Consider the following 13,363-nt stretch of genomic DNA (forward strand, 5'->3'; position numbering starts at 1 on the left):
AGCAGTGATGGCAAGAGGTTTACCTCAGAGTCCCTGATTTCACACTGCCAAGAAAAGCCTCTAGCGAGGCGGGAGGTGCCCATACCGCAAACCGACACAGGTAGGCGAGAAGAGAATTCTAAGGTGAGCGAGTGAACTCTCGTTAAGGAACTCGGCAAAATGACCCCGTAACTTCGGGAGAAGGGGTGCTCTGGTAGGGTGAATAGCCCGAGAGAGCCGCAGTGAATAGGCCCAGGCGACTGTTTAGCAAAACACAGGTCTCTGCAAAACCGTAAGGTGACGTATGGGGCTGACGCCTGCCCGGTGCTGGAAGGTTAAGGGGAGTGCTTAGCGCAAGCGAAGGTGCGAACCGAAGCCCCAGTAAACGGCGGCCGTAACTATAACGGTCCTAAGGTGGCAGGAAATTCCTTGTCGGGTAAGTTCCGACCCGCACGAAAGGCGTAACGATCTGGGCACTGTCTCAACGAGAGACTCGGTGAAATTATAGTACCTGTGAAGATGCAGGTTACCCGCGACAGGACGGAAAGACCCCGTGGAGCTTTACTGTAGCCTGATATTGAATTTTGGTGCAACTTGTACAGGATAGGTAGGAGCCAGAGAACCCGGGCGCCAGCTTCGGGGAGGCGTCGGTGGGATACTACCCTGGTTGTATTGAACTTTAACCCACAAGCCTTAGCGGCTTGGGAGACAGTGTCAGGCGGGCAGTTTGACTGGGGCGGTCGCCTCCTAAAGAGTAACGGAGGCGCTCAAAGGTTCCCTCAGAATGGTTGGAAATCATTCGCAGAGTGTAAAGGCACAAGGGAGCTTGACTGCGAGACGGACAGGTCGAGCAGGGTCGAAAGACGGACTTAGTGATCCGGTGGTTCCGCATGGAAGGGCCATCGCTCAACGGATAAAAGCTACCCCGGGGATAACAGGCTTATCTCCCCAAGAGTCCACATCGACGGGGAGGTTTGGCACCTCGATGTCGGCTCATCGCATCCTGGGGCTGTAGTCGGTCCCAAGGGTTGGGCTGTTCGCCCATTAAAGCGGTACGCGAGCTGGGTTCAGAACGTCGTGAGACAGTTCGGTCCCTATCCGTCGCGGGCGCAGGAAATTTGAGAGGAGCTGTCCTTAGTACGAGAGGACCGGGATGGACACACCGCTGGTGTACCAGTTGTTCTGCCAAGAGCATCGCTGGGTAGCTATGTGTGGCCGGGATAAGTGCTGAAAGCATCTAAGCACGAAGCCCCCTCAAGATGAGATTTCCCATTGCGCAAGCAAGTAAGATCCCTCAAAGACGATGAGGTAGATAGGTTCGGGGTGGAAGCGTGGCGACACGTGCAGCTGACGAATACTAATCGATCGAGGACTTAACCAACAAACTGAAACGCACGTTTCCCCAATGTCGATTTATCCAGTTTTGAGTGAACAAGCTCAACAGAGTCCAGTGATGATGGCAAAGAGGCCACACCCGTTCCCATCCCGAACACGGAAGTTAAGCTCTTTTGCGCCGATGGTAGTTGGGGTTTCCCCTGTGAGAGTAGGACGTCGCTGGGCAAGTAGAAAGGCCGTTACCGGTTCATTCCGGTAGAGGTCTTTTTTTGTATGAAAATATTTCTTATTTCTTGTGAAGATAGTTTTTCAAAGGTAGGCTGAAGAAAAGGAAAGGTGGAATGAAGATGAGTAACTTATATACTTACGAAGTAAAGCAAGCAGATGGCAACATGGAACAGCTAGAAAATTTTAAAGGAAAACCATTGGTGATTGTCAATACAGCAAGCAAATGTGGACTAACTCCGCAATTTGAAGGCTTACAACATTTGTATGAAAAATATAAAGATCAAGGCTTAGAAATTCTCGGGTTCCCCAGCGGGCAATTCAACGATCAGGAATTCCACACACAAGAGGAAACACTGGAGTTTTGTCGTAAGAATTACGGAGTGAGCTTTCCCGTTTTTTCTAAAATAGACGTAAATGGTGAGTTCGCTGATCCACTTTTTAAGTATTTGACTTCTTGGGGCACAAGCGAAGTAAGTGGAGAGATTAAATGGAACTTTACTAAGTTTCTTATTGATCGCCAAGGAAATATTGTTCAACGTTACGAACCACAGGTTGAGCCGGAGCAAATGGAGAAAGATATACAGAAAATTTTATGATCCATTAGTCGGAATAGTTTTACTTTTATCAGTTTCTTGACACCCCCTGAAACCGCTGATAACCTTACAATAATATTCAAAAGGAAGCAGGAGGCGTGTCAATTATGTGGGAATCGAAATTTCTTAAAGAAGGGTTAACCTTCGATGATGTATTGCTAGTGCCAGCTCATTCAGAAGTGTTGCCGAAGGATATTGATTTGTCAGTGGAGCTGACGCCGAAAATCAAGTTGAACATTCCAATTATCAGTGCCGGAATGGACACGGTGACGGAAGCAAAAATGGCTATTTCAATGGCGCGCCAAGGCGGTCTTGGGGTCATTCATAAAAACATGAGCATCGAAGAGCAGGCTGAACAAGTAGTGACTGTCAAACGTTCGGAAAATGGCGTTATTACAGATCCTTTCTACCTGACTCCTCAGCACCAGGTTTACGATGCTGAACATTTGATGGGCAAATACCGTATTTCGGGCGTACCGATTGTTCAAAGTGAAGAAGATCTTACTTTAGTAGGTATCATCACTAACCGCGACCTCCGCTTTATCCAGGACTACTCTTTGGAGATTAAAGATGTCATGACGAAAGAGAAGTTGGTAACGGCTCCGGTCGGGACGACTCTAGAAGATGCTGAAAAAATTCTTCAGCAATACAAAATTGAGAAGTTGCCGATTGTGGATCAGAATGGCATGCTAAAAGGCCTTATTACCATCAAGGACATCGAGAAAGTGATCGAGTTCCCGATTGCTGCAAAAGACGAGCAGGGACGTTTACTTGCTGGTGCTGCTGTTGGCGTTACGTCGGATACGATGAAACGCGTCGAACAATTGGTAAAAGCCCATGTTGATGTTGTGGTCATCGATACAGCTCACGGTCATTCAGCAGGCGTATTGAACATGGTCAGCCAGATCCGCGAGGCGTATCCTGAACTGACCATTGTGGCAGGGAACGTGGCCACAGCGAGCGGAACGAAAGCTTTGATTGAAGCAGGTGCTGACATCGTTAAAGTTGGTATCGGACCAGGCTCTATTTGTACAACACGCGTTGTTGCCGGTGTAGGAGTTCCACAAATTACGGCTGTTTACGATTGTGCTACTGAAGCCCGCAAACATGGCAAGGCGATTATCGCAGATGGCGGCATTAAGTTCTCAGGCGATATTATCAAAGCGCTGGCTGCAGGCGGACATGTTGTTATGCTGGGCAGCTTGCTCGCAGGAACAACAGAAAGCCCAGGAGACACAGAAATCTTCCAAGGGCGCCGCTTTAAGACATACCGCGGCATGGGATCAATTGCTTCAATGGAAAAAGGATCGAAAGACCGTTATTTCCAAGATGAAGCGAAAAAATTGGTGCCGGAAGGAATTGAAGGGCGTTTGCCTTATAAAGGGCCTCTTACAGATACGATCCACCAATTGCTTGGAGGCATCCGTGCAGGTATGGGTTATTGCGGAACAAAAGATTTGCGGTCACTTCGTGAAGACGCACAATTTATCCGCATGACGGGTGCTGGGTTGATCGAGAGCCATCCGCATGACGTACAAATTACAAAAGAATCACCGAATTACTCGATGTAAGATGAGACACCTCCCTGGGGATTCCTGGGGAGGTGTTTTTTCGTTTCGCTTCCAAAGAATATGATAAAATAGCAAAAGGAATGAAATGATGGAGGACAAGCGAGTGAAAAGTATTGTGAAATGGGTTCAAGTATTAACGATAATGGCTGTGACTCTCATGATCGTGATGCCGAATCGCGTGCAGGCGGAAGAAACTGTTCCTGTATTGGCGGATGCGGCGATTGTTGTAGATGCAGAGACCGGACAAATTTTATACGGGCAAAATGATGAAGCCGTCCTTGGTATCGCTTCTATGAGCAAAATGATGAGTGAATACCTCTTGTTTGAAGCGATCGAGGAAGGTGTCGTCAGCTGGGACGATGAATATGAAGTGACGGATTATAGCCACCGGATTTCGCAGGATTTGCGCTTGAGCAATGTGCCGCTGCGCCGGGATGGTTCCTATACGATGAAGGAGTTATATGAAGCAATGGCGATTTATTCGGCGAATGCGGCGACGATTGGCATTGCAGAAACGATTGCGGGTACTGAGAAAGAGTTTGTTCAGATGATGAATGATAAGGCGAAGGAAATGGGCATTGAAGACGCGCACTTCGTCAATTCTACAGGGCTTAATAATTCATTTCTTTTGGGTATGCATCCTGAGGGGACGGGAGAAGACGAAGAAAATACGATGTCTGCCCGTTCAGTTGCTGTGTTGACTAAAGCCTTGCTGGATGATTATCCAGCAATTCTTGATACTGCTAAAATTCCGGAATTGATGTTTCGCGAAGGTACGCCTGACCAAATTCGCATGGTCAATTGGAATACGATGCTTCCTGGCATGGACCATGAATATGAAGGAATGGATGGATTGAAGACCGGTACGACGGATTTTGCTGGCCATTCTTTTGCAGGGACTGCCAAACGTGACGGGGCCCGGTTGATTGCGGTAGTCATGAAAGCGGTCGATGCGAAAGGGGAAGGTTCCTATCAGGCTCGTTTTGATGCGACGCGTGCATTATTGGATCACGGCTTTGAATTTCAAGAAACGGAAATCATGAGAGCTGGCCAACAATTTATGGGGCAGGAATCCCTTCCTGTCGCAAAAGGTGAAAAAGAGCAAGTAGCGATAGCGGTTAACGAACCGGTCCGTTTGATGGTCCCGTCTGCTCAGCAAGAGGCATACCGGACCGAGCTTGAATTGACAGAAGGAGCCCCGATTGAGGCAGCTGTAGAGGAAGGGCAACTTGTAGGTAAGGTAAGGGTTTTGGATTCTGAAGGCAATGAAGTAGAATATCTGAAAGATGAAAAGCCCGCTGCGGATGTAGCCGCGACAGAAACGGTCGAGCGCGCCAATTGGTTTGCGCTGTCCATGAAAGGCGCGGTGGATTTCATTAAAGGCCTATTTTAAGAAAAACCAGCTCATCCTTTAGGGAGTGAGCTGGTTTTTTGGTATGTTCCAGCAGGTCATCAATTGGCCGATGCCCTGCTGGATTTCGCTTTCATCTAGGCCTCCGAAACCGAGGACAATTTTTGGCAAAGCGGATTTTTGCTTGAGCAGGTCGTAATTCTGCATCGCGAATACACGAATTCCTGCTTCGCTAGCCAAGGAAACTAAGGTTTGTTCTGTGCGTTCGGTATCGACGGTCAAAACGACGTGCATGCCCGCTTGCTCACCAGAAACAGTCACTATTGGTTGGTAAGGGACAAGTGCTTGGGTCAAGCATTCGAGCTTTTTCCGGTACAGTTTGCGCATGCGGTTTAAATGGCGCGAAAAATGGCCTTTCTGCATGAATGTCGCGACGATTTGCTGGTCGATGCGCGGCACGGTCGAGGTGTAATGCAAAAAGGTTTTGCGGTAGGCGTTCAACAGCCTCGGCGGCAACACGAGATAGGCGATGCGCAATGACGGCATGATGGATTTCGAAAAGGTACTAATATAGATGACCCGTCCGCCGACGTCCATGCTTTGCAGGGCAGGAATCGGCTGGCTCGTGTAGCGGAATTCGCTGTCGTAATCGTCTTCGATGATGTAGCGTTCGGGACTTGTGGCTGCCCAGTTCAATAGCTGTGCGCGGCGTGTGGCGCTTAAGATCGAGCCTGTCGGGAACTGGTGGGACGGAGTAACGTAGGCGATGTCGACGCCGGTTTTGTCGAGTTCCTGCACATCGATGCCATCTTCATCGACGGCAATAGGAAAGGCATGTCTGTCATCATGTTCGAAAATGCTATGGGTTAAGGCGTATCCCGGATTTTCAAAGCCGAAGCTCAAGTTTTTATCGAACAGACGGATCAACAGCGGCATCAATTGTTCGGTCCCGGAGCCGACGATGATTTGTTCCGGTTCGCACACGACACCGCGGGATTGATATAAATAACGGGCGATTTCAGCGCGCAGCGACTCGTCTCCCTGCGGATGGCCAGCGAGCAGGAGTTCATGGTTTTCTTCATCGATTACTTCGCGTGCCGTTTTGCGCCATGTCGGGAATGGGAATGAACGGGTATCGATGCGCGCTGGGTTAAAGTCATATACATAAGTGGGTTTTGGTACATCGCGGATAGCTGTTTCTTCTTGAGGCAGATCCAAATAAGCCAGTTCTTCCACCGGCATCGTGAAAAAGCCTTTGCGCGGGCGTGGTTCAATAAAGCCTTCTGCGACTAATTGGGAATAGGCGAGTTCGACAGTCGTCTGGCTGATCTGCAGATAATCCGCCAGTTTGCGCTTGCTCGGGAGCTTGGTGCCGACCGCGATTTTTCCGGCCGTGATGGCGGTACGGATTTCTCTATAAAGCTGCTTGTATAGCGGGATGGTTGATTGTTTTTGCAATTGAAACATGAGCATATCCATTGAGGTTCCTCAACTGACCTTTTAATTTAACGTAAACTGAGTCTTTTATATGGTCACAGTTTATTATACTGGAAACAACCAACAAAGGGAGGAATTTTCAGATGAGTGAAAAAGGCACAGATCGAGTGAAGCGTGGTATGGCAGAAATGCAAAAAGGCGGCGTCATTATGGACGTGGTCAATGCAGAACAAGCGAAAATTGCAGAAGCGGCAGGGGCGACGGCTGTTATGGCGCTCGAGCGCGTCCCATCCGATATCCGCAAAGAAGGTGGCGTGGCCCGCATGGCGGACCCGCGCATCACCGAAGAAGTGATGAATGCGGTGTCGATTCCGGTCATGGCGAAAGCACGCATCGGCCATATTACAGAAGCGCGCGTGCTAGAAGCGATGGGCGTCGACTATATCGACGAAAGCGAAGTGCTGACACCGGCGGATGAGGAATTTCACTTGCTGAAAAATGATTACACGGTGCCGTTCGTCTGCGGCTGCCGAAATATCGGGGAAGCGGCACGACGCATCGGAGAAGGGGCATCGATGCTGCGCACGAAAGGCGAGCCTGGCACAGGGAATATCGTCGAAGCGGTGCGCCATTTGCGCCAAGTAAATGCCGAAGTGCGCAATATCGTTGCAATGGGCGAAGACGAATTAATGACAGCCGCGAGAGACTTAGGTGCGTCTTATGAGTTTCTGAAAGAAGTGAAATTGCTCGGCCGTTTGCCGGTCGTCAACTTTGCAGCAGGGGGCATCGCGACACCAGCGGATGCAGCGCTCATGATGGAACTTGGGGCGGATGGCGTTTTTGTCGGATCCGGCATCTTTAAGTCCGACCAGCCAGAGCGTTTTGCGCGTGCCATCGTCGAAGCGACGGCTCATTATCAGGATTATGCGTTGATCGCGAAATTGTCGAAAGATCTTGGGCCGGCAATGAAAGGCTTGGAAATGGCGACAATCGGTGCGGCGGACCGCATGCAGGAAAGAAGCTGGTAACGATGAAAATCGGGGTATTGGCACTGCAAGGAGCGGTGCGTGAACATGTACAGGCGATTCAGGCATGCGGCGCGGAGGCTGTTGTGGTGAAGAAAGCAGCCGAGTTGGAAGAACTTGATGGCTTGGTGCTGCCAGGAGGCGAAAGCACGGCGATGCGCCGCTTGATCGACCGTGCGGAGTTGCTGGAGCCATTGAAACAATTTGCTCAGGCTGATAAGCCGATGTTCGGCACTTGTGCAGGGCTCGTGCTACTGGCAAAAGAAATTGATGGGCAGGAAGCTGCGCATCTCGGCGTCATGGACATGACCGTGGCGCGCAACTCCTTCGGCAGGCAAGTGGACAGTTTTGAAGCAGATCTGGATATTGTGGGAATTGACGCGCCGTTTCCGGCAGTATTTATCCGTGCCCCGCATATCGTGCGTGCTGGTGTGGATGTGGAAGTCTTGTGTGAATACGAGGGGCGCATTGTGTTGGCGCGGAGCGGGCCGTTCCTTGGCTGTTCATTCCATCCGGAACTGACCGGAGACCACCGGCTGATGCAATTGTTTTTGGACATGGTCGAAAACAGGGAACTCTTGCCAACCGAAGCGCACTATAGTAAAATATGAATAATTTCAAAGAAGAAACGTTGATGGGAATAGTAAAGCGCAGTTTTTCTGTAAGAGAGCCGGTGGTTGGTGTGAACCGGCGTCAAACGCGTTTGAATCCACCCCGGAGTTGCATGGTGATGAGCCAGTGCCGGTTTTAATGCCGTTATGTGATGAAGAGGATTGGCTTTTTTGCCGATCAATCAGGGTGGCAACGCGGGTAGCTCTCGTCCCTTTACCAAGGGATGAGGGCTATTTTTGCGTTGTTTTTTCTTATTTGACGAATACTTAAGGAGGAATTTCTATGTTGGATATCCGTTTTGTACGGGAAAATTTTGAACAAGTGAAAACGAAGCTCGGAAAGCGCGGGGAAGACATTTCCGTACTCGATGATTTCGGGGCGCTCGACCAGAAGCGTCGTGAACTGATCGTCCAGACCGAGAAATTGAAAGCGGAGCGCAACGAAGCGTCCCAGCAGATCGCTGTCATGAAGCGCAACAAGGAAAATGCGGACGAGGCGATCGCGAAAACACGCGAAGTCGGCGACCAGATCAAAGCGATCGACGATGAGCTGCGCGAAGTGGAAGAAAAACTTGACTACATCATGATGCGCGTGCCGAACATTCCGCACGACAGCGTGCCGTTCGGCGATTCTGAAGACGATAATGAAGAAATCCGTACATGGGGCGACAAGCCGGAGTTTGGCTTTGAAGCGAAGCCGCATTGGGACATCGCGACCGATTTGAACATCGTCGATTTCGAGCGTGCCGCGAAAGTGACGGGCAGCCGTTTCGTGTTCTACCGCGGGCTTGGCGCACGCCTTGAGCGTGCACTCATCAATTTCATGATGGACCTTCACCAGGAGGAGCATGGCTACGAGGAAATGCTGCCGCCATATATGGTCAACCGCGAAAGCTTGACGGGCACCGGGCAATTGCCGAAATTCGAGGAAGATGCGTTCTTGATCGAGAAGGAAGATTATTTCCTCATCCCGACTTCTGAAGTGCCGGTGACGAACTTCTACCGTGATGATATTTTAACGGCGGATATGCTGCCGCAAGCTTTCGCTTCTTACAGCGCGAATTTCCGCTCTGAAGCGGGTTCTGCAGGACGCGATACGCGTGGCTTGATCCGTCAGCATCAATTCAATAAAGTTGAGCTGGTGCGCTTTGTGAAACCGGAAGATTCTTATGACGAGCTTGAGAAACTGACGGGCCATGCAGAAAAAGTGTTGCAGCTGTTGGGCCTTCCATACCGCGTCTTGAAGATGTGCACGGCAGACCTTGGCTTTACTGCAGCGAAGAAGTACGATATTGAAGTATGGATTCCGACGCAGGAGACGTACCGTGAAATTTCTTCTTGCTCAAACTTTGAAGATTTCCAGGCGCGCCGCGCGAACATCAAGTTCCGCCGCGAAGCGAAAGGCAAGCCGGAATTCGTCCATACGCTAAACGGCAGCGGACTCGCTGTCGGGCGGACTGTGGCGGCATTGCTTGAGAACTACCAGCAGGAAGATGGCTCTGTTGCCATTCCTGAAGTCTTGCAACCTTATATGGGCGGAAAAACGACGATCCGCTGAACGAAAAGACCCGAATGGATTTCGGGTCTTTTTTTTTTGCAGTAAACGGGTAAACAATAAGAAACGTGAAAGGAGCGGTTCAAATGCAAGAAGTGGAATTTCACTTGATTGAAACCAATGGCATTCGCCTGCACGCAGCGGTAGCAGGACCGGAAGATGGGGAACTTGTGGTATTGCTTCACGGATTTCCGGAATTTTCCTATGGCTTCCATCACCAAATGGAAGAATTGGCCGCCTCGGGTTATCGAGTCGTCGTACCGGATCAGCGCGGCTATCATTTGAGCGATAAGCCGGAACAAATAGAAGACTACACGATTAATAAGCTAAGCGATGATATTGCCGGTTTGATTGAAGCATTCGGGGAAACTTCGGCGATTGTGATCGGCCATGATTGGGGAGGGGCGGTCGCCTGGCATTTGGCAGCAAGCAAGCCGGAATATGTTAAAAAGCTGATCGCTATCAACATTCCCCATCCGACAGCCATGCCACGTGTTTTCATGAAAAACCCGCTGCAATGGCTGAAAAGTTCATACATGGCGTTTTTCCAGCTCCCGGAAGTGCCGGAGAAGCTGATGGCTGCAAACGATTTTGAATCGATGAAACAGGCGATGAAAGGGACTGCAAGGCCGGATGCATTCACAGACCAAGAACTTGAACGGTACAAAGATGCGTGGAGCCAGCCAGGCGCTTTGACGGGCATGCTCAATTGGTACCGGGCGATCCGAAAAGGCAGCCTCCTGCAAATGCCAAAAGCCCCGCTGCGTATGCCGGTGCGCATCATCTGGGGTCTCGGCGACCAGTTCCTGTCGCCGATGCTCGCAACTGAAAGCTTAAAGTTCTGTGAGAACGCCGAACTTGTCTGGGTCGGCGAGGCGACGCATTGGGTGCATCATGAGCAGCCGGAGATTGTGAATCGTTTGATCAAGGAATTTTTGGCATAGAAAAACGGAAAACCCTACGCTTGGGTTTTCCGTTTATTTTTATTGCGTGCGCGCAAATCGCGGAAAAACTGGGTGAGCAGGCCGCCGCACTCATCCGCCATGACGTTTTCCGTCACTTCGCATTGGTGGTTGAAGCGCTCGTCGTTCAGCAGACGGTACAGCGAATCGACGCAGCCTGCCTTGCTATCGCGCGCGCCGTAGACAATATGCGGGATGCGCGATTGCAGAATGGCGCCGGCGCACATCGGGCAAGGCTCTAACGTTACGTAAAGCTTTGTGTCTTCAAGGCGCCAATTGTCGAGTGCTTCACAGGCTTGCTGGATTGCGAGCAATTCGGCGTGTGTCACCGCATTGCGCGTTGTTTCACGCAAATTATGGGCACGCGCGATGACGCGGTCGCCTTGTATGATAACGGCGCCGATCGGTACCTCGCCTTTTTGGGCTGCTTTTTGGGCTTCTTCAATCGCCAGCCCCATAAAATAATGGTCTTTTTCCATTCCGTTCATGATTCATCGCTCCTCGACATTCAGTGTATCATCTTTTCATCCTGACAAAGAACTACAAAGCCGTACACAATTTGGAACGCCATTTGGCTCTACTTTTACCTTTAGGGATATGGTAAAATAAATGGCATTGCATTTTACTTGAATCGAAGAAGGGGGACTTCTTGTGCCGGTGCCATTTATCACCGTAGAAGGTCCGATCGGAGTGGGGAAAACCTCGCTGACGAAAGCACTTTCGGAGCAACACCAGTTTCAACTGCTGAAGGAAATCGTGGATGAAAATCCGTTTTTGAATAAATTTTACGAAGATATCGAGGAGTGGAGCTTCCAGACGGAAATGTTCTTCCTATGCAATCGCTATAAGCAATTGAGCGATATCCAAAAGAAATTCATCTCCAACCAGGAGCCGGTCGTTGCGGATTATCATATCTTCAAAAACTTGATCTTCGCCAAACGCACGCTGCCTGAAGAAGAATACGCCAAATACGAAGCGATCTATAAAATCCTGACGGCCGATATGCCGAAGCCGAACATGGTCATTTATTTGCACGCGAGCCTGGATACCTTGATGAAGCGCATCAAATTGCGCGGCCGTGAATTCGAACAGATGATCACGCCTGATTACATGGAGCAATTGTCTGCAGACTACCATGAATTCATCGAACGTTTCGAGCGCGAGCATCCGGAAATTCCGGTACTGCGCTTTAACGGAGACGAACTTGATTTTGTGCAAAACCGTTCCGACCTCGAAGTGATTCTCACTCATGTGGAAGGCACGCTTGAAAAAAGGAGCTTATCAATATGAATGAAAATTTACGAGACAAGTATGGCATCCCAAAAGATGCTGTCATCACCATCGCAGGAACGGTCGGCGTCGGCAAATCGACAATGACTAAAGCACTTGCGGACTCATTGCAATTCCGTACCTCTTTTGAAAACGTGGATGGCAACCCGTATCTTGATTTGTTTTACGATGATTTCGAGAAATGGAGCTTCCATCTGCAAGTGTATTTCCTTGCAGAGCGCTTCAAAGAGCAAAAGCGGATGTTCGAATATGGCGGCGGCTTTATTCAAGACCGCTCGATTTACGAAGATACTGGCATTTTCGCGAAAATGCACCAGGAAAAAGGCACAATGAATGCAGTGGATTACGAGACCTATACCAACCTATTCGATGCGATGGTCATGACACCCTATTTCCCGCATCCGGATTTGTTGATTTACCTCGAAGGGTCGATTGAAGACATTCTTGGACGCATCCAAGAACGCGGCCGTGCGATGGAACAGCAGACGCCGGTTGAATACTGGCTCGAAATGCACGAACGCTACGAACGCTGGATCGACTCATTCAATGCCTGCCCGGTGCTGCGCCTCAACATCAACGATTACGACTTAATGAATGACCCGGATTGCTCGGAGCAAATCGTGGAACGCATCGGCAAGTTCATGCAGCAGACCGCTGTGTTGAAACGCTAAAAAAGCGGAGACAATTGTCTCCGCCTTTTTTATTTCCCAGGAAATAAACCAATAAAAAACCCACAGGAAGGATCCTGTGGGCTATATCGTAATATTCAGACATATCGATGGGAAGAAAAATTCGTTGCTTACACAACGAATCAACCTCATATCTACATGCGCGTAGTTATTCAAAAAATGGAGGAGGAAGAGGGATTCGAACCCCCGCGGGATTTGACTCCCCTGTCGGTTTTCAAGACCGATCCCTTCAGCCAAACTTGGGTATTCCTCCGTGTTGGACAAGATATAATTTATCACGGATTTAAAAACCCGTCAACAGTTTTGAAAGAAAAAATTATGTTTTTTACCGAGAGCGATATAAAGGGTGCTTCAGGTAGATAATAGCCTCCTGTTTTATGGCGTCGTTAACTTTATGTTTGATTTTTCCTCCAGCACTCCGTATACTAGTAAATGCCGTGCTAGGTGGGAAGGTAGCGGTGTCCTGTAACCTGCAATCCGCTCTAGCAGGACTGAATTCCTTTCTGAGGCTGTTTGTATGCAAGGTCTGCCTCATGCACGTAGTGTTGACATCTGGGTCCTGCGCAATGGAAACCCATGAACCATGTCAGGTCCGGAAGGAAGCAGCATTAAGTGGTACTTTCTATGTGCCGCGGGGTTGCCTAGATCGAGCCAACGACATGAGTAACGCTTGTGTACAGCAGTCGAAGAAAGGTGCACGGCTTAACCTAAATGATCCAAACCTGTCCGCAGTTTGC

11 protein-coding genes, 1 tRNA gene, 2 rRNA genes, 1 other RNA gene and 1 other annotated feature (1 of these 16 running past the window's edge) are annotated in these 13,363 nt (G+C 49.6%); of the genes, 12 read left to right on the forward strand and 3 right to left on the reverse strand.

Annotation, left to right across the window (positions count from 1 at the left end):
• From CW734_RS01220 to CW734_RS01240, 5 genes are all read left to right on the forward strand, one after another.
• Positions 1–1,360 (forward strand): 23S ribosomal RNA (locus CW734_RS01220); it begins 1,557 nt to the left of the window's first position.
• Between the two features lie 65 nt (positions 1,361–1,425).
• Positions 1,426–1,539: ribosomal RNA gene (rrf, locus tag CW734_RS01225) — 5S ribosomal RNA — on the forward strand.
• Positions 1,540–1,661: 122 nt separating this feature from the next.
• On the forward strand, positions 1,662–2,138 hold the full coding sequence (locus tag CW734_RS01230) for a glutathione peroxidase (RefSeq protein ID WP_101189130.1): 477 nt from the start codon (positions 1,662–1,664) through the stop codon (positions 2,136–2,138).
• A gap of 104 nt (positions 2,139–2,242) precedes the next feature.
• On the forward strand, positions 2,243–3,706 hold the full coding sequence (gene guaB, locus CW734_RS01235; RefSeq protein ID WP_101189131.1) for an IMP dehydrogenase: 1,464 nt from the start codon (positions 2,243–2,245) through the stop codon (positions 3,704–3,706).
• Positions 3,707–3,809: 103 nt separating this feature from the next.
• Entirely contained in the window at positions 3,810–5,099 is a 1,290-nt protein-coding gene (locus CW734_RS01240) for a D-alanyl-D-alanine carboxypeptidase family protein (protein WP_232787132.1), read from the forward strand.
• A gap of 18 nt (positions 5,100–5,117) precedes the next feature.
• Here CW734_RS01240 and pdxR read toward each other — a convergent pair whose 3' ends face one another.
• On the reverse strand, positions 5,118–6,536 hold the full coding sequence (gene pdxR, locus CW734_RS01245; protein WP_101189133.1) for a MocR-like pyridoxine biosynthesis transcription factor PdxR: 1,419 nt from the start codon (positions 6,534–6,536) through the stop codon (positions 5,118–5,120).
• 101 nt (positions 6,537–6,637) lie between these two features.
• Here pdxR and pdxS point away from each other — a divergent pair, with 101 nt between their 5' ends.
• The 4 genes from pdxS to CW734_RS01265 all read left to right on the forward strand — a co-directional run bounded on the left by pdxS (position 6,638) and on the right by CW734_RS01265 (position 10,629).
• The gene (pdxS, locus tag CW734_RS01250) at positions 6,638–7,522 is read left to right on the forward strand and encodes a pyridoxal 5'-phosphate synthase lyase subunit PdxS (protein WP_058382257.1); all 885 of its coding nucleotides are present in this window, start codon (positions 6,638–6,640) and stop codon (positions 7,520–7,522) included.
• Positions 7,523–7,524: 2 nt separating this feature from the next.
• Positions 7,525–8,130 (forward strand): pyridoxal 5'-phosphate synthase glutaminase subunit PdxT, encoded by a 606-nt coding sequence (gene pdxT / locus CW734_RS01255; protein WP_101189134.1) that lies wholly within the window; start codon positions 7,525–7,527, stop codon positions 8,128–8,130.
• A gap of 11 nt (positions 8,131–8,141) precedes the next feature.
• Positions 8,142–8,347: a binding site (T-box leader), on the forward strand.
• A 66-nt stretch (positions 8,348–8,413) separates the two neighbouring features.
• Positions 8,414–9,688 carry a serine--tRNA ligase gene (gene serS / locus CW734_RS01260; RefSeq protein ID WP_101189135.1) on the forward strand — a complete coding sequence of 425 codons (1,275 nt, stop codon included), beginning with the start codon at positions 8,414–8,416 and terminating at the stop codon, positions 9,686–9,688.
• A gap of 83 nt (positions 9,689–9,771) precedes the next feature.
• Entirely contained in the window at positions 9,772–10,629 is an 858-nt protein-coding gene (locus tag CW734_RS01265) for an alpha/beta fold hydrolase (RefSeq protein WP_101189136.1), read from the forward strand.
• A 14-nt stretch (positions 10,630–10,643) separates the two neighbouring features.
• Here CW734_RS01265 and tadA read toward each other — a convergent pair whose 3' ends face one another.
• Entirely contained in the window at positions 10,644–11,135 is a 492-nt protein-coding gene (tadA, locus tag CW734_RS01270) for a tRNA adenosine(34) deaminase TadA (RefSeq protein WP_101189137.1), read from the reverse strand.
• Between the two features lie 163 nt (positions 11,136–11,298).
• Between tadA and CW734_RS01275 the strand changes: the two genes are divergently transcribed.
• Positions 11,299–11,937 (forward strand): deoxynucleoside kinase, encoded by a 639-nt coding sequence (locus CW734_RS01275; protein ID WP_058382253.1) that lies wholly within the window; start codon positions 11,299–11,301, stop codon positions 11,935–11,937.
• Entirely contained in the window at positions 11,934–12,608 is a 675-nt protein-coding gene (locus CW734_RS01280; RefSeq protein ID WP_101189138.1) for a deoxynucleoside kinase, read from the forward strand. Before CW734_RS01275 ends, CW734_RS01280 begins: the two co-directional genes overlap by 4 nt.
• 178 nt (positions 12,609–12,786) lie before the next feature.
• Here the strand turns inward: CW734_RS01280 and CW734_RS01285 are convergent.
• Positions 12,787–12,879 (reverse strand) — tRNA-Ser (locus tag CW734_RS01285).
• Positions 12,880–13,061: 182 nt separating this feature from the next.
• Between CW734_RS01285 and ffs the strand changes: the two genes are divergently transcribed.
• Positions 13,062–13,327, forward strand: an RNA gene (ffs, locus tag CW734_RS01290) — signal recognition particle sRNA large type.
• The last annotated feature ends 36 nt before the right edge of the window (positions 13,328–13,363 follow it).

It is taken from the genome of Planococcus sp. MB-3u-03, from assembly GCF_002833405.1.
GTDB lineage: Bacteria > Bacillota > Bacilli > Bacillales_A > Planococcaceae > Planococcus.